The sequence below is a fragment of the Mesorhizobium sp. M0954 genome (assembly GCF_040319155.1).
GTDB lineage: Bacteria > Pseudomonadota > Alphaproteobacteria > Rhizobiales > Rhizobiaceae > Mesorhizobium.
In genome coordinates, this window is record NZ_JAMYNR010000009.1 from 20,331 (window position 1) to 43,217 (window position 22,887).

19 protein-coding genes are annotated in these 22,887 nt (G+C 62.4%); 9 read left to right on the top strand and 10 right to left on the bottom strand.

All coding sequences use genetic code 11. The features are described from left to right. Nucleotides 1–8: 8 nt before the first annotated feature. The 4 genes from NKH93_RS14220 to NKH93_RS14235 form a co-directional block, all read right to left on the bottom strand. Complete coding sequence (locus NKH93_RS14220; RefSeq protein ID WP_352452120.1) at nucleotides 9–596, bottom strand: sarcosine oxidase subunit gamma; 588 nt, start codon at nucleotides 594–596, stop codon at nucleotides 9–11. Next, nucleotides 589–3,585, bottom strand: coding sequence for a sarcosine oxidase subunit alpha (locus tag NKH93_RS14225; protein ID WP_352970645.1), 2,997 nt, complete (start codon nucleotides 3,583–3,585; stop codon nucleotides 589–591). Before NKH93_RS14225 ends, NKH93_RS14220 begins: the two co-directional genes overlap by 8 nt. Next, nucleotides 3,582–3,878: a sarcosine oxidase subunit delta gene (locus NKH93_RS14230; protein WP_023676536.1), complete on the bottom strand. Its 297-nt coding sequence runs from the start codon at nucleotides 3,876–3,878 to the stop codon at nucleotides 3,582–3,584. Before NKH93_RS14230 ends, NKH93_RS14225 begins: the two co-directional genes overlap by 4 nt. A gap of 70 nt (nucleotides 3,879–3,948) precedes the next feature. Further along, nucleotides 3,949–5,208, bottom strand: a complete 1,260-nt coding sequence (locus NKH93_RS14235; RefSeq protein ID WP_352815802.1) for a sarcosine oxidase subunit beta — start codon at nucleotides 5,206–5,208, stop codon at nucleotides 3,949–3,951. Nucleotides 5,209–5,461: 253 nt separating this feature from the next. Between NKH93_RS14235 and NKH93_RS14240 the strand changes: the two genes are divergently transcribed. The 8 genes from NKH93_RS14240 to NKH93_RS14275 all read left to right on the top strand — a co-directional run bounded on the left by NKH93_RS14240 (nucleotide 5,462) and on the right by NKH93_RS14275 (nucleotide 15,803). Beyond that, nucleotides 5,462–7,951 (top strand): mechanosensitive ion channel family protein, encoded by a 2,490-nt coding sequence (locus NKH93_RS14240; protein ID WP_352970648.1) that lies wholly within the window; start codon nucleotides 5,462–5,464, stop codon nucleotides 7,949–7,951. A gap of 156 nt (nucleotides 7,952–8,107) precedes the next feature. Beyond that, nucleotides 8,108–8,371 carry a hypothetical protein gene (locus NKH93_RS14245; protein WP_352452117.1) on the top strand — a complete coding sequence of 88 codons (264 nt, stop codon included), beginning with the start codon at nucleotides 8,108–8,110 and terminating at the stop codon, nucleotides 8,369–8,371. Between the two features lie 268 nt (nucleotides 8,372–8,639). Then, nucleotides 8,640–11,201: a GcvT family protein gene (locus tag NKH93_RS14250; RefSeq protein WP_352500962.1), complete on the top strand. Its 2,562-nt coding sequence runs from the start codon at nucleotides 8,640–8,642 to the stop codon at nucleotides 11,199–11,201. 7 nt (nucleotides 11,202–11,208) lie between these two features. Further along, complete coding sequence (locus NKH93_RS14255; RefSeq protein ID WP_352970651.1) at nucleotides 11,209–12,162, top strand: site-2 protease family protein; 954 nt, start codon at nucleotides 11,209–11,211, stop codon at nucleotides 12,160–12,162. A gap of 100 nt (nucleotides 12,163–12,262) precedes the next feature. Then, entirely contained in the window at nucleotides 12,263–13,111 is an 849-nt protein-coding gene (locus NKH93_RS14260; protein ID WP_352970653.1) for a DUF1194 domain-containing protein, read from the top strand. Between the two features lie 114 nt (nucleotides 13,112–13,225). Then, nucleotides 13,226–14,176, top strand: coding sequence for an ABC transporter substrate-binding protein (locus NKH93_RS14265; protein ID WP_352452114.1), 951 nt, complete (start codon nucleotides 13,226–13,228; stop codon nucleotides 14,174–14,176). Nucleotides 14,177–14,247: 71 nt separating this feature from the next. Then, the gene (locus tag NKH93_RS14270) at nucleotides 14,248–15,024 is read left to right on the top strand and encodes an ABC transporter permease (RefSeq protein WP_352539653.1); all 777 of its coding nucleotides are present in this window, start codon (nucleotides 14,248–14,250) and stop codon (nucleotides 15,022–15,024) included. Next, on the top strand, nucleotides 15,021–15,803 hold the full coding sequence (locus tag NKH93_RS14275; protein ID WP_352500960.1) for an ABC transporter ATP-binding protein: 783 nt from the start codon (nucleotides 15,021–15,023) through the stop codon (nucleotides 15,801–15,803). Before NKH93_RS14270 ends, NKH93_RS14275 begins: the two co-directional genes overlap by 4 nt. A gap of 242 nt (nucleotides 15,804–16,045) precedes the next feature. Here the strand turns inward: NKH93_RS14275 and NKH93_RS14280 are convergent, their stop codons facing one another. The 3 genes from NKH93_RS14280 to NKH93_RS14290 form a co-directional block, all read right to left on the bottom strand. Beyond that, the gene (locus tag NKH93_RS14280) at nucleotides 16,046–16,984 is read right to left on the bottom strand and encodes a GlxA family transcriptional regulator (protein ID WP_352501106.1); all 939 of its coding nucleotides are present in this window, start codon (nucleotides 16,982–16,984) and stop codon (nucleotides 16,046–16,048) included. A gap of 350 nt (nucleotides 16,985–17,334) precedes the next feature. Next, a complete protein-coding gene (locus tag NKH93_RS14285; RefSeq protein ID WP_013894968.1) occupies nucleotides 17,335–17,469 on the bottom strand; it encodes a hypothetical protein in 135 nt (44 codons plus the stop codon). Between the two features lie 335 nt (nucleotides 17,470–17,804). Continuing rightward, the gene (locus tag NKH93_RS14290) at nucleotides 17,805–17,990 is read right to left on the bottom strand and encodes a hypothetical protein (RefSeq protein WP_352452109.1); all 186 of its coding nucleotides are present in this window, start codon (nucleotides 17,988–17,990) and stop codon (nucleotides 17,805–17,807) included. Nucleotides 17,991–18,219: 229 nt separating this feature from the next. On the opposite strand from NKH93_RS14290, the gene NKH93_RS14295 reads away from it, so the two are divergent. Next, a complete protein-coding gene (locus NKH93_RS14295; protein ID WP_023676521.1) occupies nucleotides 18,220–19,119 on the top strand; it encodes a LysR substrate-binding domain-containing protein in 900 nt (299 codons plus the stop codon). A 6-nt stretch (nucleotides 19,120–19,125) separates the two neighbouring features. On the opposite strand, the gene NKH93_RS14300 is transcribed toward NKH93_RS14295, so the two are convergent. From NKH93_RS14300 to NKH93_RS14310, 3 genes are all read right to left on the bottom strand, one after another. Further along, on the bottom strand, nucleotides 19,126–20,109 hold the full coding sequence (locus NKH93_RS14300) for an alpha/beta hydrolase (RefSeq protein WP_352817034.1): 984 nt from the start codon (nucleotides 20,107–20,109) through the stop codon (nucleotides 19,126–19,128). 268 nt (nucleotides 20,110–20,377) lie between these two features. Then, complete coding sequence (locus NKH93_RS14305; protein WP_352470285.1) at nucleotides 20,378–20,560, bottom strand: hypothetical protein; 183 nt, start codon at nucleotides 20,558–20,560, stop codon at nucleotides 20,378–20,380. Between the two features lie 186 nt (nucleotides 20,561–20,746). Beyond that, a complete protein-coding gene (locus tag NKH93_RS14310) occupies nucleotides 20,747–22,816 on the bottom strand; it encodes an ASKHA domain-containing protein (protein WP_352970655.1) in 2,070 nt (689 codons plus the stop codon). Nucleotides 22,817–22,887: the final 71 nt, after the last annotated feature.

A 22,887-nucleotide genomic window follows, 5' to 3' on the forward strand; every position in this document is an offset into this window, starting at 1 on the left:
GTCCGGCTCTACTGCACTTCGTAGCCGACTTCCTCGCTCGCATGGCAGAGCGCTTTCCAGAACGAGCGGGCAAACGAGCGGAACACATAGATGTCGAACTGATCGGCGCCGGTGCGCTGGATTTGCGCGAAGATGTCGTGATGCATGGTCGAGCGGCCGGCGCCGATCGGGAAGGCCGGCAGCGCGAAGTCGATTGCGAAGAATTTCGCCAGCACCCACTCGGCCTTCGGCCCGGCGATACGGATCGCGGTGCGGCCGTGCGAAAGGTCGGTCACCGTACCGATGGCCGAAGTGACGACATCGGCAAAGGCCGGCGCCAATCCCTCGGCTTCATCGACCACAGTGAACTTTCCCGGCGCAAAGCCGAACACCGACCTGGCGCCGTTCGTCACACCGCCACCGGCGCCGTCGGGCAAAGCCAGGCCGGTGACCGCATGGATGCCGGCCATCAACGTCTTCTCCTCGCCGGGCCAGGCGGCGAGCTGCAGGATCGAACCCGGCCTGGTTTCGGAGAGGATGATTTCGACACCATGCTCGAAATTGCCATGCGAGCCCGGATGCAGCACCGGCTCAAGCGGTGATTGGCGTTCAACCATGCATGCGGCTCCCGTCCGGATCGAAGAAATGGTTGGAGACGATCTCGACCGGCCCGAACCGGTTGCGCAACGGATCGGAAACGTAGGCACGCGAGCCGCGCCGCGCCTTGCCGCCCTTGACCAGGGCAAGCGCGATATATTTGCCGAGCGCCGGCGAATAGCAGCAGGCGGTGATGTGGCCAAGCGAGCCGTGTGGATTGGCTTCGTCAAGCTCCTCCACGATATGTGCGCCCCCATTGAGCGGCTGGTTGTCGAGCGAAACAATACCGACGAGTTCCAGGCGGTCGGGTGCGATCAGCCCCTCGCGATCCATCATCGCCGAGCCGATGAACGACTTCTTCTTCGACAGCATCCAGTCGAGATGCAGGTCGCGTGCCGTGGTACGGCCGTCGATCTCGGCACCGGTGACGTGGCCTTTCTCGATGCGCATGGTGCCCAGCGCCTCCAGCCCGTAGGTCACCAGCCCGAACGGCTTGCCGGCTTCGATCAGCGCCTCCCAAACATGGGTGCCGTAGCCGGCGCCGGAATAGACCTCGAAGGCCATTTCGCCGGAGAAGGACAGCCGGCAGATCATCACCGGCACGCCGGCGATTTCGCCGTGGACGATGCCCATGAAGGGCAGGGCGGCATTGTCGACGGCGGTGCCGCTGACGCAAGCAGCCAGTATCTGCCTTGCCTTCGGCCCACCGATGGCGGCACCGGCCCATTGGTCGGTGACCGAGGCGACGTGGACTTTCAGCTCCGGCCAGATCACGTCGAGGAAATATTCCAGATGCTGCATCACCTTGCCGGCATTGGCGGTGGTGGTGGTCATCAGGAAATCCTGCTCGCCGAGCCGCCATGTGGTGCCGTCGTCAAAGGCGAGACCGTCCTCGCGCAGCATCAGCCCATAACGCGCCTTGCCGACGGCCAGCGTCGAAAACACGTTGGTGTAGACGCGGTCGAGGAATTCCGCCGCGTCGGGGCCTTGCACCGCGATCTTGCCCAGTGTCGAGACATCGACGATGCCGGCGCTCTCGCGCGTGGCTCTCGCTTCGCGCACATAGGCCTGCTCGATCGTCTCGCCGGGATGGCCGTAGATCATCGGCCGATACCACAGGCCGGCGGAATACATGGTGGCGCCGTTGGCGACGTGCCAGTCATGCATCGGCGTCAGCCGCTCGGGCTTCAGATCGCCGAAGCGTTCGGCGGCTAGCGAGCCGATCGACACCGCCGAAAAGGGCGGGCGAAAGCGCGTCGTGCCGACCTCTGGGATCGGCTTGCCGAGCGCCTCGGCCATGATGGCGAGGCCGGGTATGTTGGAGCTCTTGCCCTGGTCGGTTGCCATGCCGAGCGTGGTGTAGCGCTTCAGATGCTCGACCGAGACGAAGCCTTCGCGATGCGCCAGCCGCACGTCATCCGCCGTCACGTCATGCTGGAAGTCGACGAAACTCTTTCCCTTGGCCTTGATCTCGAGCACCGGCGCCGGATCGGGATCGCCAGGTGCTGCCTCGACGGCAGGCAAGGCCGCCGGCGTGGCGGTTGCGCCCGCTGCGGAAAGGCCGGCGGCGCGGCCTTCGGCGATCGCCTCGGCGGTGGAGAAACTGCCGGTGAAGGCGCCGGCGCCGATCCATTGCCGCGTCGTCGGCTTGGGCGGCAGGAACGCTTGCAATGCTTCGTTCCATTCCGCTCTCGCGCCGGCCTGGCTGGCCAGATGAATGGTCGGCGACCATCCGCCCGACATCAGCAGGCAATCGGCGTGGATGCTGCGCGCTTCGCCGGAAAGCGCGCCGTTGACCATGTCGAAGCGCTGCACCTTGAAGCCGGAAAGCGCCTTGCCGCCCTCGGTGGCGATTACCGCGTGGCCAGAAAGGATCTCGGCCTCCGCTTCGCCGGCCAGCTTGCGCATTTCGCTCGAAAGTTCTGGGCGCACGTCGACGATGGCGACGACGACGGCGCCGGCCTTCTTCAGCGCAAGCGCGGAGCGATAGGCGCTGTCATTGTTGGTGAACAGCGCGACCCTGTCGCCCGGCAGCACGCCATATTCATTGGCAAAACGCTCGGCAGCATGCGCCAGCATCACGCCTGGCCGATCGTTGCCCGGAAAGACCAGCGGACGCTCCAGGGAGCCGGTGGCCAGCACCACCGACTTGGCGCGGATCGTCCAATAGCGATGGCGCGGCTCGCCCTTGCCGGCCTTTTCCTTGTGGTCGGTGACACGTTCGAGCGCGGCAAGCGTGTTGCCGTCATAATAACCCCAGACAGTAGTGCGCGGCAAAAGGCGGATATTATCACGGCCTTCAAGCTGACCGGCGGCGCGCGCTGCCCAGTCGGCGGCCGGCATGCCATCGATCGTCTCGCGCGACCAATTGGCCGAGCCGCCGAAATGCGGCTCGAGCTCGGCCAGGATGACGCGTGCACCCTGATCGGCAGCCGCCCTGGCGGCCATCAGCCCCGCCGGGCCGGAGCCGACCACCAGCACATCGCAAAACGCGTTCATACGTTCGTAGCGCGCCGTATCGGGAGCCGTGCCTGCCTTGCCCAGGCCGGCGGCACGGCGGATGAAATGCTCACAGAACATCCAGAAGCGAGTGCCCTTCAGCGGACCGATCACCGGTCCCATGAAGGTTTTGTAGTAGAAGCCGGCCGACAAAAGCTTGCCGCCGAGCTGGTTCACGGCACTGACGTCCCAGGCAAGCGAAGGGAAGCGGTTCTGGCTGACTGCGGCCAGCCCGTCATAAATTTCGACCATTGTGGCGGGGATGTTCGGCTCGCGAACCTCGCCCCTCAACACTGTGACCAGCGCGTTCGGTTCCTCGACGCCGGCGGTCAGCACGCCGCGCGGGCGGTGATATTTGAACGAACGCCCAAACAGGGTGACGCCGTTGGCCAGCAGCGCCGAAGCCAGCGTGTCCCCGGCATGGCCGGTATAAGGCGCGCCGTCGAAGGTGAAACGGATGGTCCGCAGCCGGTCGATGCGGCCGCCGGCCTCGGTACGGCGCGGGCTCATGGCTTGTCCTCGGCCCGGTGCCGCGCAACCGAGTTGTGGTCGCCGCGCGCGAACGCGGTGCTGGAGATCTCGTGCGTCAGCGTGTTGCGCACGACCCTGAGATGGGCGCGGCAGCCGCCGGAATGCTGCCAGATCTCATTGTGGTCGCCGGCCGGGTTAAGCCGGTCGTAGACATAGGCGTTCCAGGCGTCGAGGTTCTGCGAGGCGGGCTGTGGGCGCTGGCGGTTGCCGTCGCCCTGATAGGTGAATTCGATCACGTCGCGGGGGCCGCAATAGGGGCAGGTGATGAGCATGGATCTCTTAAACTTCTCGTTTGACCATGATCTTGTCCGAAAACCGGTTTCCACTTTTCGGGATCATGGCCTAATGCAGCCGGGGCGTGGCGCCCTGGCCCTTGTCGTCGATCACCATGCCACGGTAAAAGCGGTCGAGCGTGAAGGCCGCGTTGAGACCGTGCGGCTCGTCCTTGGCAATGGTCCAGGCAAAGCACCAGCCGGAAGCCGGCGTCGCCTTGAAGCCGCCATAGCACCAGCCGCAGTTGAGATACATGCCCGGCAGCGGACCGGTGGTGATGATTGGCGAGCCGTCCATCGACATGTCGCAGACGCCGCCCCATGAGCGCAGCATGCGGACACGGGCCAGCCCAGGGAACAGCGCCAGCATCTCGCTCATCACCTCATCGACGATAGGCAGGCTGCCGCGTTGGGCGTAGCTGTTGTAGCCGTCGAGATCGCCGCCATAGACAAGCCCGCCCTTGTCAGATTGCGACATATAAAAATGGCCCATGCCGAAGGTCAGGACCGTATCGATGAACGGTTTTAGCGATTCCGTGACGAAGGCCTGCAGCACGTGGCTCTCGATCGGCATCGTCTCGATGCCGGCAAGCCGCATGACCCGCCCGGTGCTGCCGGCAACCGCGACCGCTACCTTTTTTGCGCGGATTTCGCCGCGCGTTGTCGTGACGCCGATGATGCGGTCGCCGTCGCGCAGGAAGCCGGTGACCTCGCAATTTTCGATGATGTCGACGCCGCGGCGATCTGCGCCGCGCGCATAGCCCCAGGCGACGGCGTCGTGGCGGGCGGTGCCGGCGCGCCGCTGCATCAGGCCACCGACGATCGGGAAACGCGCGGTGGCCGAGACGTCGAGCGCCGGCACCAGGCGCGCGATTTCGGCCGTGGTCATCAGTTCGGCGTCAACGCCGAGATGGCGCATGGCGTTTCCGCGCCGGGCATAGTCGTCGAGCTGAGCAGGTGTGTGGGCGAGGTTCAGGCAGCCGCGCTGCGAGAACATGACGTTGTAGTTGAGGTCATGGGCCAGGTTCTCCCACAGCTTCATCGAATGTTCGTAGAAACGCGTGTTGGCCGGCAGGAGATAGTTGGAACGGACCGCCGTGGTGTTGCGGCCGACATTGCCGGAGCCGAGCCAGCCCTTCTCCAGCACCGCGACATTTGTGATGCCGTGCTCCTTGGCGAGATAGTAGGCGGTCGACAGGCCATGGCCGCCGCCGCCGATCACGATCACGTCGTAGGACGCTTTCGGGTCGGGCTTGCGCCAGGCCGGCCTCCAGTCCTTGTTTCCGGTCAGCGCGTTCTTGAGAAGCGAAAAGGCCGAATATTCCGCCATTCTTATTGTCATCCATTTCAGGCTTTACGGCAGAGTATAGAGCAGGCTGCAAACGCAAAGCCAAGATTGCGCCATCGCTTTTCGACTCCCCGACTTCGATTGGATTTGGCCGACTTCGATTGGATTGGCCGACTTCGATTGGCGGGACTTCGAAAAACGAGACGCCTGGGATGACTTGCCCCGTGATATGAGCCTCTTTATCAAGGACGTGCTTCAAAACTGCCGATGCCGCCCGCGAGTCGCCAGAAAAATCATGTTCTTTCGTTTATTCCGCCTGGTCTTGATTCTTGCGCTTGTTGTCTCGGCGCCGCCGTCGCTCGTTGCTATGGCGCAGGCACTCGGGCAGGGCGCCGCCGGGTTGATCGCAGACCAGCAGAAGGTCATCCAGAGTCTGACGGCCAAAACCGACGGTCTCGAGAAGAAGATACAGCAGGACGGCCAAGACGATGCCACCCTCGTGGAAATCCGTCTGCAATTGGAGGATCTGTCGCGGGCGGCGCTCACCAGCGCGCTAGCGTTCCGATCGCGTCTCGGCGATATCAACGATCGGATTGAGATGCTGGGACCTCCGCCGGCCGCGGGCCAGCCGGCCGAGCCAGACATCGTAACCGGTGAACGCCAGGCCTTGGCTTCCGAAAAAGCCGAGATCAACGCCGTTATTGCCAGCGCGCAGAACCTGTCGATCCGCATCAGTGGGCTGATCGAGAAGATCGGCAACATGCGCAGCGAGCTGTTCCGCAATGTGCTTACCAAACGCTACGTGCTGTCCGATGCGCTTAGCCCCGAAGTCTTTTCCGACGCCAACGCTGAGTTTTCCGGCTTCTATAAGGCGGTCTCGTCCTGGCTGAGTTTCGCCTTCAAGTTCAAGTTCCAGGCCATTCTTGCCGCGACTTTGATGGCGCTCGCATTCGCTGCAGTGCTTTTTATCGGCGGCCGACGCCTGTTCGGCCGCGTCTTCGAAGCGGATCCCTCCGTCGAGGACCCCTCTTATCTCAGCCGCCTGTCGGTGGCGTTCTGGTCGACGTTGCTGCCGACGCTGGCGGTCGGCGCCTTCCTTGTCTCGACGATCTTCTTCTTCGATTATTACAATGTTTTACGCGGTGACATCGGCATCTTCCTGAATTCGCTGGTTGCCGTTATCGCGGTGGTGTTCTGCGTCAACCGCCTGACCAACGCAGCGCTCGAGCCCCGACTGCCGAACTGGCGTTTGATCCCGGTCGAAACCGGCCCGGCGCGCTGGCTGGTGCGGCTGACGACCGCCATGGCTGTCGTCATCGGCAGCAACAACTTCCTGTCTGTCGTCAACGACAAGATGGGCTCGCCACTGTCGCTGACCATCGCCAGAAGCTTCATCGCCACCATCGTCGTCGGCATCATCCTGATCCTTATGGGCCTGCTGAAGCCGTTCAAGGCCCCCGACGGAAGCTGGCGCCCGTGGCCGGCGTGGCTGCGCTACACCGCCGTCGCGCTAGGCCTATTCACCATCGCATCGGCACTGCTTGGCTATATCGGCCTTGCAATTTTCGTCTCGCTGCAGGTCGTGGTCACCGGCACCATCCTGGTCACCGCCTATATCGGCTTCCTGTCGGCGCGAGCGATCGGCGAGGAAGGCGGTTTCGCCAAAACTTCGATCGGGCGCTGGCTAGCGGCCAATTCAAGCTACGAAGAGACCGCCCTCGACCAGCTCGGGCTTGTCGTCAGCGCCGCCATCAACATCATGATTGTGCTGGTGTTCCTGCCGCTGATCCTGTTGATGTGGGGCTTCCAGCCCGGCGACATCCAGGCCTGGGCCTACAAGCTGGCGACCGGCCTCACCATCGGCTCGGTGACGATCTCGGTCACCGGCATTCTCACCGGCGTCGTCGTCTTCATCATTGGCTATTTCCTGACGCGCTGGTTCCAGGGCTGGCTCGACGGCTCGGTGATGGCGCGCGGCCGGGTTGACACCGGCGTGCGCAATTCGATCCGGCTGGCGGTCGGTTATGCCGGTGTCGCGGTCGCGGCACTGGTCGGCATCTCGGCGGCCGGTATCGACCTCTCCAATCTCGCGCTGGTCGCCGGCGCCCTGTCCCTCGGCATCGGTTTCGGCTTGCAGAATGTCGTCTCGAATTTCGTGTCGGGCCTGATCCTGTTGGCCGAGCGGCCGTTCAAGGTCGGCGACTGGATCGTCGCCGGCGACATCAGCGGCACGGTCAAGAAGATCAGCGTGCGCGCCACCGAGATCGAGACGTTCCAACGGCAATCGGTGATCCTGCCCAATTCAAACCTGATCAACAATGCGGTCGGCAACTGGACGCACCGCAACAAGCTCGGCCGCGTCGACATCAAGGTCGGCGTTGCCTATGGCAGCGACGTCAAGCACGTGCATGGCGTTCTGTTGGAGATCGCACGCAGCCATCCGCTGGTGCTGAAGAACCCGGAACCCTTTGTGCTGTTTTCCAATTTCGGCCCGGCCGCGCTCGAATTCGAGATCCGCGTATTCCTGGCAGACGTTCTTAGTGGCAATATCGTCCAGAACGACATCCGCTTTTCCATCTTCGATGTGTTCGCCGACCAGCATATCGAAATTCCGTCGACACCGCGCGCCGTCGTCGAGATCAAAAAGCACGAGGCGTGGCCGATCGACGACGACAAGATCGAAGTCGAATTCGCCGAGCGGGAACAAGCAAAAGCCCTAGCGGCGGTCGAGGCGAAACGTCTCGCCAAGTCGGGACGCAAGGTACGGAAGCCCGATCCTGACTAGCTGATTGGAGCTTGCCTTCAAGCCTTCGGAAACCAATTGCGGCATGAATGCGGCATTCAGTTGCCGTTCAGCTTGCATTGCATATAAGCTCACCTGCAAACGGCGAGAATGCCTTGCGAAATGCAACAGAGGCGGTGGCAACACCGATACTGCAAAATGTGGAAGTCTCTCGTCGCCGCCGTCGCTTTTCTGGCCGTGGGCGGCTCGGCCCATGCCGCCAGCGCGGTTAACAAGGACGCCGAGACCCGCACGCTGATCGTGACGGAAGGCGGCGGCAAGACCGAGCTGGCGCTGGCCGCTGGCGAAACCGTGGAATTTTGCCCGAGCGGCTGTTTTGTTACCTTGCCGAATGGCGACCTCGAGGCGCTGACCGGTTCGGAGACGATCGAGATCTCGGGCGGCGTCGCGCGCATCAAGTAAAGTCGACGCCATGATTTTTGAAGGCCGGGCAAACACCCGGCCTTTTATTTGCTTCCGGTAATCGGCGATGAAGGTATGCATTTTTCTTCGAAGCTGCGCAGGACGGGCTCTAGCAGCGTCTTCGTACCGAGCAGGGCGAAGGCGTAGGTCTAACTGCATTCGACGGGCTGGTGGCGCGGGCTTTTTTGGCGATGTCGCAAACAGGCTGCAAGCGCGGCGCCGCGCCGCCCTATAGTCTGCTCGCAATAGCATCTTGGAGTCGCGGGCAATGGCAGGGTTTCCGGAAAAGGCGAAGGTCGTCATCGTCGGGCTGGGCGGCATCGTCGGCGCATCGGTCGCCCATCACCTGATCGAGCGCGGATGGGACGATATTGTCGGCATCGACAAATCGGGCATCCCGACGGATATCGGCTCGACGGCGCACGCTTCCGACTTCTGCTACACGACCAGCCATGATTTCCTGTCGTGCTGGACGACGCTCTATTCCATCGATTTCTACGAAAAGATGGGTCACTACGCGCGGATCGGCGGCCTCGAGGTCGCCCGCGTCGGCGACGACGCCCGCATGGCGGAGATCAAGCGCAAGATCGCCTCGGCGAAGGCCTTCGGCACACGCGCCCGCCTGATCGATCCCGCCGAGATCAAGGAAAAATTCCCGCTGATCGAAGAACAGATGGTACAGGGCGGCCTGTGGGATCCCGACGCCGGCCTCGTCATCCCGCGCTCGCAGACCGTCGCCGGCAAGCTTGTCGATCAGGCGGAAGCTTCCGGCAAACTCAGGGCGTTTGCCAATACGTCGGCCAGGTCGCTCGTCATCGAGAACGGCCGCATCAAGGGCGTGGTGACCGACCGCGGCACCATCGAGGCCGACTATGTCGTGGTCTGCACCGGCATCTGGGGACGGCTGATCGCGGAAATGGCGGGCGAGGACCTGCCGGTCATGCCGATCGACCATCCGCTTACCTTCTTCGGGCCGTACACCGAGTTCGCCGGCACCGGCAAGGAGATCGGCTGGCCGCTGCTGCGCGACCAGGGCAACTCGGCTTACATGCGCGATACCGGCGACCCCAAGACCGCCGAAGGCGGGCAGATCGAATGGGGTTATTACGAAGAGACCAATCCGCGCCTTTGCCATCCGCGCGATATTCTCGAGAAAAACGAGGCGCGGCTTTCGCCGTCGCAACGCGATCTCGACATGGAACAAATCCTGGCGCCGCTCGAGCGCGCCATGGAACTGACGCCGATCCTGGGCGAGCTGGGCTACAATGAGAGCCATTCCTTCAACGGCCTATTGCAGGTGACGGCGGACGGCGGCCCCTCGATGGGCGAAAGCCAGAAGGTCAGGGGCCTATGGTATGCCGTTGCGATCTGGGTCAAGGACGGCCCCGGCATGGGCAAGCTCATCGCCGACTGGATGACGGACGGCCGCACGGCGATCGACCACCACGCCATCGACTATTCGCGTTTCTATCCGCACCAGACGAAAGAACAGTTCATCTGGGATCGCTGCACCGAAACCGCGATGAAGGTCTACAACCCGGCGGTCCATCCGCGCGAGCCCTTCTCCAAGGCTCGCAATGTCCGCCGCTCGCCCTTCTGGGAGCGCGAGAAGGAACTCGGCGGCTATTTCATGGAGCTCGGCGGCTGGGAGCGCGCCCATGGCTACGCCGCCAACGAGCATCTGCTCGAGAAATACGGCAACCGGGTGCCGGTGCGCCAAAACGAATGGGATAACCGCCACTTCTGGCGCGTCTCGAACGCCGAGCATCTCGCGATGAGCGAGGATTGCGGCATTGTCAATCTGTCGCATTTCGCCATGTACGACGTGGAAGGCCCGGACCATGTCGCGCTGATGGAATGGCTGTGCGCGGCAAAGATCGGCGGTGACGGCAATATCGGCAAGGGCATCTATACCCATTTCCTCGACGAGGAAGGCATGGTGCGCGCCGACCTGACCGTCATCCGCATGGCCGACCGCTGCCGCGTCATCGACGGCGCCGATGCCGGGCCGCGCGACTTCCAGTACATGCGCCGGACGGCAGAGGACAAAGGCTTCGACGTTAGCGTCACCGATGTGACCGAGAGATATGTGACCGTCGGCATCTGGGGTCCGAACGCGCGGGCGACATTGAGCAAGTGCGTGGAAAACCCCGACGGGCTGACGCCGGAGAATTTTCCCTTTGCCGCGATCAAGCCCGTCAGGATCGCCGGCAAGGACGTGACCGCCTTCCGCATCTCCTATGTCGGCGAGCAAGGCTGGGAACTACATATGCGCTACGAGGACGGTCTGGCTGTCTGGGACGCGCTGCGGTCGACCGGCGTGATGGCCTTTGGCGTCGAGACCTATGCAAACAGCCGCCGCATGGAGAAGAGCCTGCGCCTGCAGAATGCGGACCTGTTGACCGAATACAATCTGCTGGAAGCCGACCTTGCCCGTCCGAAAGTCAAGGAGGCCGATTTCTGCGGCAAGGCAAAGCATCTGGAATATCGCGCCCGGGTGCATCAGCCGGCCATGCTTTGCACGCTTATCATGACGGACAATACCGATTCCGATGGCGTTCTCCGCTATCCGGTCGGCACGATGCCGGTGATGGACCCGCAAACCGGTGAGACGCTCGTCGACGAGCTCGGCCGACGCTCCTTCACGACCTCGGTGGCCTATGGTCCGACCCTCGGCAAGAACATCGCGCTCGCCTACCTGCCCTGGGCGTATTGCCAGGAGGGCCGCAAGCTGAGCGTCGAATATTTCGGCGAGAAGTACCCGGTCGAAGTGGCCGCCGTCGGTTACAGGCCGCTCTACGACCCGGAGAACGTCAATCCGCGCAGCTAAACGTTGCTTGCCTGCCGATTCTCCACACAGGCAAGCCGAGCAGGACCTGAATGCAGAAGCCCGATTCATCGTCGGGTTTTTCGCTTTGTGGAGCGATGATTCTCGCTTACCGTCGCGCTGCGATTGGGGGGTGCCTTTGCGGCGGATCGGCTGGGACAGAAAAAACGATGCGCTTGTGTTTCAGCTGAACCGGAATATCCCGGTTCGCGTCAGCTGGACCTTCGCAATTCCCATTGTGCTGCCCTTCCTGAACGAGTGGGCGAGCCGACCCAAGGATGCACTGATCCATACCTCTATCTTTGCAGCGCTTCTGTTTGCGTCGATATTTCTGCACGAACTGGCACACGCCTGGATCGGACGCCGACAAGGCGTCGCCACCGACAGGATAGAATTATATCTCTTCGGCGGGCTCACGCGTTTCAAACGCGCCGCAGCGCCATCGCCTGCCTGGGCGCGGATTGCGATAGCGGGTCCCCTGGCGAACGTCGCGCTCGCCGCGTTTTTCGATGCGGCCTATTATCTGGTTTTTGGAGAACTCATCCCAGTTGCGCCCGAAAGGCCATTCGGGTGGCTGCCGTCAAGGTCGGCCGGTCCTCTGGAATGGACGCTTTGGATTGGCGCATTATTGAACATGTCACTTATCATTCTCAACATCCTGCCCGCCTACGATCTGGATGGCGGCGTGATTGCAAGACATTTGTTCCTGAGACGCTTCGGCGTCCGCCGGGCCGCGCAGATCGTCGGCATGTGCGGCATCGTACTTTCAATTCTGCGTTTTGCGATCATCTTGCCTGCCGCGGTTGCAGGTATTCTGTTGTGGCTTCCGCCGTCATTCAAGCCGAACTGGAGGGCAGCGCGCGGAGTCGGTGCTAGAAAACCGAAGCCGGACCCATTCTCCGAGACGGATGTCGAGAAGGCCGTGGAGTGGCGGGGACGGGGCGGGCACCGCATCTACAAATGAAATTCGCTTTCCGGCGGTTCGCAAGAATGTGACCGGATGAGCCCGGCTCTTCACCGGGCTTTTCTCTTTGTCGATCGGCGATTTTCGCTTACCGTGCGGCATGTCTGGTTTTGCCCGTGCAAGACATCTCGTCTCGGGTGCCGCCGCGCTGGCGTCGGTGCTATGGCTGACTGCAAACTCCCGCGCCGCCGAGCCGGTCGACGTCGAACTGGTGCTGGCAGTCGACGTTTCGCTGTCCATGTCGCCGGACGAGCTCGAAATCCAGCGTCATGGCTACGCGGCGGCGCTGACGCATGACTATGTCCTGCAGGCAATCGGCGAAGGCGCTCATGGCAAGATTGCCGTCACCTATGTCGAATGGGCTGGCGCGACCTGGCAGCAGGTCGTGGTGCCGTGGACGGTGATCGCCAATCGTGCCGACGCCGAGCGGCTGGCAGCGCAGCTTTCCGCTCATCCGCCGGCCAGTGCCAGGCGCACCTCGATCTCCGGCGCGCTGGAATTCGCCAGCGATCTCTTTGCTGAAAGCGGCTTCCAGGGCGTCAAGCGGGTGATCGACATTTCGGGTGACGGCCCCAACAACCAGGGCGCACCTGTCGATATCACCCGCGACGCCGTGATCAAGCAAGGCATCACCGTCAACGGCCTGCCGCTGATGACCAGGGGCGGGTTCAGCAGCGCTTACGATGTCAACAATCTCGACCGCTACTACAGCGACTGCGTCATCGGCGGGCCGGGCTCCTTCATGATCCCGGTCAATGACTGGACGCAGTTTCCGGAGGCCATCCGTCGCAAGCTGGTGCTGGAGCTTGCCGGTCCGGCCTCGCCGCAGCGAGCGGCGGAAGAGGCGGCGCATCCGCCATTGGTGCTGGCACAGGACATCCCCGTCACCGACTGCCTAGTCGGCGAAAAAATGTGGCGCGACCGCAGCTGGATGTACGACAGCCGCTGATGGCGGAGTTTGCTGTCGATGGTGACATACCGCAGTGCAGCATCTGCTTCATTGACAAGCCTGCGGGCGTCTGTGACACAATTCCGCATCCGAACACATTAAAGGGGAACCGACATGAACAGGATTGGAATTCTTGCCGCAAGCTTGACGCTTGCCGTCGGATTGTCCGCGCCGGCGATGGCCGCCACATCGGTCAGCATCGGCATCAGTGGGTGGACCGGCTTTGCGCCGCTGACGCTCGCCAAGCAGGCCGGCATCTTCGAAAAGCACGGCCTCGACGTCACCTTGAAGAAGGTGCCGCAAGCCAGCCGGCCGCTCGCCATCGCCAGCGGCGACCTGCAATGCGCCGCCACCACGGTCGAGACCTGGCTGGTCTGGAACGCCAATGGCGTGACGACCAAGCAAATATTCCAGCTCGACAAATCCTACGGCGCCGACGGCATCGTCGCCCGCAACGACATCAAGACCGTCGCCGATCTCAAAGGTAAGTCGGTCGCGTCTTCGGCGCCGGGCACCTCGCCCTATTTCATGCTGGCCTGGGTGCTCAACAAGAACGGCATGTCGACCAAGGACGTGACGGTCGTCAACCTGGAGCCGGATGCGGCGGCGCAGGCGTTTCTCGCCGGCCAGAACGATGCGGCGGTCACCTATGAGCCGTTCATCTCGGCGGTGCGCGAAAAGTCCGACCAGGGCCATATCCTTGTCACCACTCTCGACTATCCGATGGTGCTCGATACGGTCGGCTGCACGCCGGAGTTCCTCAAGGCCAATCCGGATGCGGGCAAGGCGCTTGCCGACAGCTATTTCGAGGCACTCGACCTGATCAAGAGCGATCCGGCGAAATCCTATGAGACGATGGGTGCCGACGTGAAGCAGTCGGCCAAGGAATTCGAAGAGTCGGCCAAATACCTGAAATGGGCCGACAAGGCTGAAAACAAGCAGTTCTTCACCAAGGAATTCCAGGACTTTTCCAAGACCGCTGGCGAGCTTCTGCTGCAGATGGGTTTGATCAAGGAAGCGCCTGACGTCTCGACGTTGGCCGACACCAGCGCCGTCGCCGACTAACCGCCAGGATTGTCGCCCGGCGGCGGCGCGTGCGCCGCCGCTTTTTCATTCAGATCAGAGGACGGTCGAAGATGCCGCGCCCCTTGCATCCGGTCTCGCCGGGCATTCGAACCGTGCTCGGCATTTCGTTCTTCGTGCTGTTCGTGGCGTTCTGGGCATGGATCACGCTTGGCGGCCACGTCAATCGCATTTTCCTTGCCGATCCGCTGTCGATGGTGAGAGACGGCTGGCGGCTGCTGGTCGAGGACCGCTTCTGGCTCGACATCCTTATCACCATCTGGCGCGTCTTCGGCGGGTTCCTGATGGCGGCCATCGTTGCCGTGCCGCTCGGCATCTTGATGGGTGCCTGGAAGCCCGTGGAGGCGTTCCTGGAGCCGTTCGTCTCCTTCGCCCGCTATCTGCCGGCATCGGCCTTCATCCCGCTGCTCATCCTGTGGGCGGGCGTTGGCGAGCTCGAAAAACTGCTGGTGATCTTCGTCGGCTCGGTGTTCCAGATCATCCTGATCATCGCGGTCAAGGTCGGCGGCACACGGCGCGACCTAGTCGAGGCGGCCTACACGCTTGGCTCGTCCGACAACGGCATCGTGCGGCGCGTGATCATGCCGGCCAATGCGCCGGAGATTGCCGAGACCCTGCGGCTGGTGCTCGGCTGGGCCTGGACCTATGTCATCGTCGCCGAGCTGATCGGCTCGTCGTCGGGCATCGGCTACATGATCATCAACAGCCAGTCGCGGCTGGCGACAGGGCAGATCATCTTCGGCATCATCGTCATCGGCCTGATCGGGTTGTTGTCCGATTTCGCCTTCAAGGCGCTCAACCGTTGGCTGTTTCCATGGAGCCTGGCGTGAGCAAGCTGCTCATCGAAGGCGTCTCGCGCACCTTCGCCGGTGTCGGCGGTGGACAGCCGGTCAAGGCGCTGATGCCGATCGATCTGGCGGTCGCCGCCAACGACTTCATCACCATCCTGGGGCCATCCGGCTGTGGAAAGTCGACGCTGCTCAGGATCGTCGCCGGCCTCGAAGCGCCGAGTGGGGGACGTGTTCTGCTCGACGGCAGGGTGGTGGACCGGCCCGGTCCAGACCGCGGCATGGTTTTCCAGTCCTATACGCTGTTTCCGTGGCTGACGGTCGCCGAGAACATCGCCTTCGGCCTGCGCGAACGTGGAATGGCCGAGCACGAGCGCAGCGAGATCGTCGCTTCTTACGTCGATCTCGTCGGGCTGAGAGGTTTTGAAAACCATTGGCCGAAGCAGCTTTCCGGCGGCATGCAGCAGCGCACCGCGATTGCCCGGGCACTGGCCAACGATCCGGAGATCCTGCTGCTCGACGAGCCGTTCGGCGCGCTCGACAACCAGACCCGCGGGCTGATGCAGGAACTGCTTCTCGGCATCTGGGAGCGCCGGCAAAAAACGGTGCTGTTCGTCACCCACGACATCGAGGAGGCGATCTTCATGGCGTCGCGCGTGGTCGTGATGACGGCACGGCCAGGCCGCATCAAATCGGACGTTGCCGTCGACCTGCCGCATCCGCGCCACTACACGCTGAAGACCAGCCCGGAGTTTTCGGCACTGAAGGCGCGGCTGACGGAAGATATCCGCGTCGAGGCGATGCGCACGGCGCAGGTATAGTCGCCGCAACCTACACTCGACCGCGACCGGAAAAGATGCTCGGTTCGCTCAACAGGCGCTTTAGGCGTGGAAGGTCGCGCGTAGGGGGCGTCCAGTACCGCCATGAACGCGGCCCATTTTTCTGCATCGAGGCGGAAGCTGTGCGGGTCGGCCGGTTTTTCGGATAGGCTCGAACTCGTGGTCATGGGACATCTCTCGATGCGAAATATCACACTTCGCCGGTCCTCTGCTGATTTGCCAGATCAAGCCGCCAGAAGCTGCTTGCGATCGACGCGTTCCTGTTGCGGCGAGCGGGCGTACAACTCGCGATAGCATTTGGAGAAATGCGAGGCGGAAACAAAGCCGCAGGCGACCGCCACTTCGACCACCGGCAACGACGACTGGATCAGCAGGTGCCGGGCGCGGTCGAGGCGGATCTCCAGATAGTAACGGGCAGGGGAGCGCCCCATCTCGGTGCGGAACAGGCGCTCAATCTGCCGGCGCGACAGGTCGACATGATCAGCGACCTCGATCAGCGAGAGCGGCTCGGAGAGATTGGCTTCCATCAGCTCGATAATGGCCAGAACCTTGGAATTCTGCACGCCAAGGCGGGCGCGCAGCGGCAGGCGCTGGCGGTCGGTCGGGCTGCGCACGCGATCAGTCAGCACCTGCTCGCAGACGCGGTTGACGAGGCTTTCGTCGAAATCGTCGCCGATCAGCTTCAGCATCATATCGAGCGCGGCGGTGCCGCCGGCGCAGGTGTAGATGTTCTGGTCGATCTCGAAGAGGTCGGCGAAGACATTGGCCTTGGGGAACGCCTCGGAAAAGCCCGGCAGGTTCTCCCAATGGATGGCGCAGCGCTTGTTGGACAGCAGGCCTGCGGCGGCCAGGATATGCGCGCCAGTGCACAGGCCGCCGACGGCAACGCCGCGATTGTACTCCTCGCGCAACCAGGCAAAGGCCGATTTGTTCTGGTAGCGCTCGACATTGATGCCGCTGCAGACGATGGCCATGTTCGGCCGGTCCGGTCCGGACATTTTCTTGCGCTCTTCCTCTAGCGAGGTGTTGACGGCGCATTCGACGCCGTTCGAGGCGCGCACCGGCTTGCCGTCGATGCTGGCGAGCCGCCAGCGATAGGCTTCATAGCCGAGCATGCGGTTGGCCGAACGCAACGGGTCGAGCGCCGTCGCGAAGGCGATCATGGTGAAATCGGGGACCAGGAAGAATACGAACGATCGCCGGATCGGGTGCTTTACGACATTCACGGGTAGATCCTCACGCTGCAATGGCGCGAACAGGATGTCGCGATTAGCACAGCGACATCAGGAAAGACGTTTCCTGTCAATTGGCTAGATGGCAACGGAGCGACTTTATTTGCGACACGGGTCGCAAATGGGCGATCGCTATGCGGCGAAGGACGCGACATGCCGCCGGATCGACCAACCGAGCCTACGCAGTCTGCGCACACGAAAACGCCGCCTCGGCAAAACCGAAGCGGCGCTGGATCGACTTCGAAGCAGCGCTAGGCTGCTTCCGCCGGGATTGCCGCGTCTCAGGCGACGAAGCCGAGGCGCGCGGCAGCCATGGCACCGGTCTGGCCAGGCATGGTGTTGGCCAGGCGCTGGCGCTCGAGTGCGGTCGTCAGGTTCATTTCGCGACGGGCAAAGAGGCGGGCAAAAAGCTTCATGATCATCTCCATTCGGTTGCTCAGACGGGTCGCCTTCGCTTGATGGAGTGGGGCAGCTCGTTTGTTGATGATGATATAGGCTTACGTGAGGGGAAACTAAATCGCAAAAGCGAAGCACTTGATATGAAAAGCGACACGGAATGCGACAAATTTGGGCATTCTGCCCAGGATTTTCGATTATTTACAATGCGTTGATTGCCAGTGCGGGCTGCTATGCGACTTGCTCATATGCGGCATGCGACGGCGACATGGCTCGGGAAAATCATTGGAGTACAAACAAAAAAGCCTGCCGGGCTGATCTGCGCGGCAGGCCTTCAGCTGTTGATACACACGGTTTACTTTGCTCCAGCCCACGATCCCACACCATGGCGAGTGCCGGCCTTGGCATCGGCAGCTTCGGGCCAGCCGATATCCTTCTGCAGTTCAATCGGCAGCGCGCGGATGGCGCGTTCCGTCTGGTAGCGGGCACGGGCCTCGCTGAACTCGGTCGCGATCCGACCGATGGATGACAGGATAGACATCTCATTCTCCTTCGCGTTGGGCCGGGTCGTCCCGGCGCTTGCAGCGTCAGGCGGTACACCGGCTTTGTTTCAGCTTCATTTCGTGTCGATTGCAGGTCCGTGTCATGGTTGTTTCGGGACCACTTCGATGCGTCCTGCCTCCGACCGAGTTGACTATCCTCCCAAACTGATGTTCAATCAAACGAAATGGAATGATGGTTTGCATCAGAAAAATTGAAGGCCGCTTGCCATGAACGCCCCACTCAATCATCCGCTGCCGCTGCTCGATCTCGATGTTCTGCGCACTTTCGTCGCAATCGCCGAGACCGGCAGCTTCACCACTGCGGCCAATGCGGTCTTCCGCACGCCGTCGGCCGTCTCGATGCAGATCAAGAAGCTGGAGGACATTCTCGGCCGCTCGGTGTTCGCGCGCGACGCCCGTTCGGTGACGCTGACCACCGATGGCGAGATGCTGCTCGGCTATGCGCGCCGGCTGCTGTCGATCAATCGCGAGGTGGTGTCGAAGTTCATCATTCCAGACATTGTCGGGGTGGTGCGGCTCGGCTCGCCGGACGATTACGGCGAACGTGTGCTGCCGCATGTGCTGAAGCGGTTCGCACAATCGCATCCATCGATCGCGGTCGACGTCACCATCGACCAGAGCGTCAATCTGCGCCGGCGCATGGACGACCGGGCGCTCGACATCACGCTGCTCACCAACTCCTACAAGACCAGCGCGATCGGCGCCGAAGTGCTGCTCACCGAGCCGATCGTCTGGGCCGGTGCCAAGGGCGGTTGCGCGCATCTGCGCGAGCCGCTGCCGGTCTCATTGTGGGAAGAGGGCTGTGCCTGGCGGGCAGGGGCATTGGAGGCGCTTGGCCGCGAGGGCCGCAACTACCGTATCGCCTATATGAGCGCACACACGGCCGGCCAGCGCGCCGCGATCATGGCGGATCTTGCAGTCGCGCCGCTGCCGAAATCGTTCCTCGGCAGCGATATGGTCGAGCTGTGCCCGAAGGACGGCATGCCTGACATCGGCACCTACAATCTGGCCATGGTGGTGACGCCGGACGCCAGCGCTCCAGTGAAGGCAGTCGCCGACCATATCCGCGCGACGTTTGAGATGTTCAGGGAAACTGGGAAGTTCTGAGCCAAACTACGACCTGAGCGGCGCAACCAGATTGCGAGGCGTTCCGTCGCGGTCTGCCCTTTGCAGCGACAACTCTCCTGCCTTGGCATGATAACTGTCAGTTTCGTTGGTCAAGAAGGCCACTATGCTGTCCCGCGCGCGACGCGCCTCCGGCATGTCGATCAACGGCCAGACATGGAACATGCCTTGCTCGTGGACGACCTCAATTTCGACGCCGGCCGCGCGTGCCTTTTCCGCGAAAATCAGATTGTCGGGGGTGAGCAGATCGCGTGAACCGGTCAGCAGCAGCGTTTTGGGCAGCACCGACAGGTCGCCGTAAACCGGGCTGATGCGCCAGTCGGTGGGATCGATGCCGGCGCTGTAAAGCCGGATCGCCTCGCGGCCGCCGGCAATGCCCAGCCACGGATCGTTGCGTTCGGCCTCATACATTTCTGGGTTGGCGAGCGACACGTCGAGACCGGGCGAAATCAGCACGTGGCGTGATGGCAAGGGCAGGCCGTCTTGCGCAGCCATCATGGTCAGCACGACGGCCATGTTTCCGCCGGCGGAATCGCCCATGAAGATGATATCATTCGCCCTGGTTTCGCCGAACATCTGGCGGTAGACGGCGCAGACCATGCCGAACATGGCGTGAAAATCGTGTTCGGGAGCAATGGGATAGATCGGCACGGTGATACCGAACCCGAGGCGGTCGGCCATGTCGGCGATCAGCCGCCAATGATAGGGTGTGATTTCAAAGACGTAAGCGCCGCCGTGCAGGTAGAGAATCCGCCTCCGCTCACCAGCCTGGGGAGCGATCTCGTAGACGGGAAAGCCGTTGATCGTGCGGGTTGTGATCTCCAGGCGTGACCACAGCGACGCAGGCGGCTGATGGTTTTCCGTCCTGCGCGCATAGGCGATCCAGCGCTGCAGGTTCTCGGGGCTGGAAAACGCCTTCTTGCGGCTGTACCTGAGGACGAACGACACGACGTGGCTTTTGAGACTGGGCATGCAGATACACGGACTTCGGCTGAGCCGACTAAGAGAACCCCCGACTATTTCGAAGATTGTGTCGCCACCAAGAAAGTCAAGATTGATGCAATCTCAACACGGTCGTTTGATCCCAGCTGTCGACAAAGCGTCCGGCCATGAAGTCTCTGGCCTACCGGTGCAGCTCAACGCCGCGGCAGCAACGCGGCGCGCAGCCAATTGTTGGGTGCAGCCGGAGCCGCATTGCGGCTCCGGCGAATACCGAGCAGCTTGCATTTGTCGATGAATTTCATCCGCGCTGCGTGCCCCATCCGACCGAAAGCTGCCTTTCGCTCGAACGCGGCGACACCGGCCAGCCAATGTCCTTTTGGATCTCAGGCGGCAAGCTGTTGAGGATGCGCAGCGACTTGCGCGCTTCGCGTGTTTTCTTGAAGGCCGCACCATAGCGGCCGAAGCTTTCGAACATCGACATCTTGATCTCCTTGGAGCGTTGCGGTGGCCGAAAACTGTTTCCGCCGGCCGTTCGATGCCGGTTAAATGCTCCGCCTATGTATCTGGCGGATTTCACGAAAACGCGATTTCGTTTCCAGATCGGCGCGATCTGGAAACATTTGCATACAAATGAAAATGGAAGTTCTGACAGCCTGGCGGAGGCGAGTCATCCCCGCCCGCGCCGCGCGGCATGGCCTTCGCGCGAACGCCGCCGCGGGGCAGCGTCGCCGGCAATGCCGTCTTCGCTCACCGTCTTGCGCGGCGGCAGTTTCACCGCCGCCGACAGCTTGGGAAACGGGTCGATCTTGTTCGGGAGCGCCATGGCATAAACGAAATGTTCCTGGAATTTCGGCTCCAGCGCCGTCTCGATCTTCTCGATCTTGCTAACGGTTTCCTCGATCTCGCGGCGATAGCCACGGTTCAACAGCGCCATGCGGGCGCCGGCGCCGGCCGCATTGCCAACGGCCGAGACCTTGTCGAGGTCGCAATCCGGAATCAGGCCCAGCACCATTGCGTATTTCGGGTCGATGAACGAGCCGAATGCGCCGGCGAAGTGGATGCGGTCGACATGATCGGTGTGCTGTTTTTCCATCAAAAGCTTGGTGCCGGCATAAAGGGCGGCCTTGGCAAGCTGGATAGCGCGCACATCAGTCTGGGTGATGGTGATCTTGGGCTCGCCTTCCTTCAGCACATAGGAGAAGGTGCGGCCATTGGCGACGACGCGGGGCGAGTGGCCGCTCAGCGATCCATCGACGACGCCGTCCTCGGAGATGATGCCGGCGAGATACATCTCGGCGACCACCTCGATGATGCCGGAGCCGCAAATACCGGTGACGCCGGTCGCCTGCACACTGTCGAGGAAGCCCGGCTCGTCGGACCAGAGTTCCGAGCCGATGACGCGGTATTTCGGTTCCAGCGTTTCAGGATCGATGCGGACGCGCTCGATGGCACCCGGTGCGGCGCGCTGGCCACCGGAGATTTCCGCACCTTCGAAGGCCGGGCCAGTTGGCGATGAGGCCGCCACGACCCGCTGGCGATTGCCGAGCACGATCTCGGCATTGGTGCCGACATCGACGATCAGCATCATCTCGTCCTGGCGGTGCGGCCCTTCCGACAGCGTCACTGCGGCAGCGTCCGCGCCGACATGGCCGGCAATGCAAGGAAGCATATAGAGCCTGGCGCCCTGGTTGAGCTTCAAACCGATATCCGATGCCTTGATGTGCACGGCGCCGGAGACGGCTAGCGCGAAGGGGGCGCCGCCGAGCTCGGTCGGATCGATGCCGAGGAACAGATGATGCATGATCGGATTGCCGACGAACACGGAATCCAGGATGTCGTTGCGTTGGACGTTGCCTTCGGTGCAGACCTTCTCCACAAGCCCCGAAATGGCCTCGCGCACGGCGACCGTCATGCCTTCGCGGCCGTCCGGGTTCATCATCACGTACGAGACACGGCTCATCAGATCCTCGCCGAAGCGGATCTGCGGATTGGATGTGCCCGACGAGGCGGCGACGCGGCCCGACAGCAACGACACCAGATGCATGGCGATCGTGGTCGAGCCGATATCGCAGGCAAGTCCGTACGCCTCGTTCTTGAGGCCGGGCCACAAAGCGATGACCCGTGCGGTCTCGCTGTCGGTGTCCTTGTGGATGGCGGCGGTCGCGGTCCAGTTGCCTTTGCGCAAAATGCCTTGCACCTGCGGCAACAGATGGAAATCGAAATCGAGGCTCTTGAGGCCCCAGTCCTTCATCAGCGCGATCTTCAGACGGTCGAGGTCGCCGAGCGGCTTGTGCATGTCGGGTTCTTCGATCTCGACATAGCACATGCGGATTGCCGCATCGCGGGCGATGACCCTGGTGTCGGCGTCCTTGCGGATGGTCTGCGCGTTGATGACGGTGTCCTGCGGCACGTCGACGACGAGATCGCCGAGAATCTGCGCCGAGCAGGACAGCCGGCGGCGCTCGGGCAGGCCGCGTACGCGTTCGTAGCGCTCTTCCTTAGCGCCCTTGGGCGAGAGGTGATCGTTGGAGGAAACGATCTTGTGCTTGGCGAAATTGCCTTCCTGCACCTCGATCTGGCAACGCCCGCAAGTGGCACGCCCGCCGCACACGCTCTCGACATAGACACCGAGCTGGCGCGCGGCGTCCAGAACCGGCGTGCCGACCGGAAACCGCCCGCGCTTGCCCGACGGCATGAACAGCACGAGCGGATCGGTGATGTTGACGGGAGAGTTCATACGTTCCAGACTTTACTTTCTACGCAGCTCGGGTCTTGGCTACGGCAGCGATGCCGCTATGTCTCGGTTCC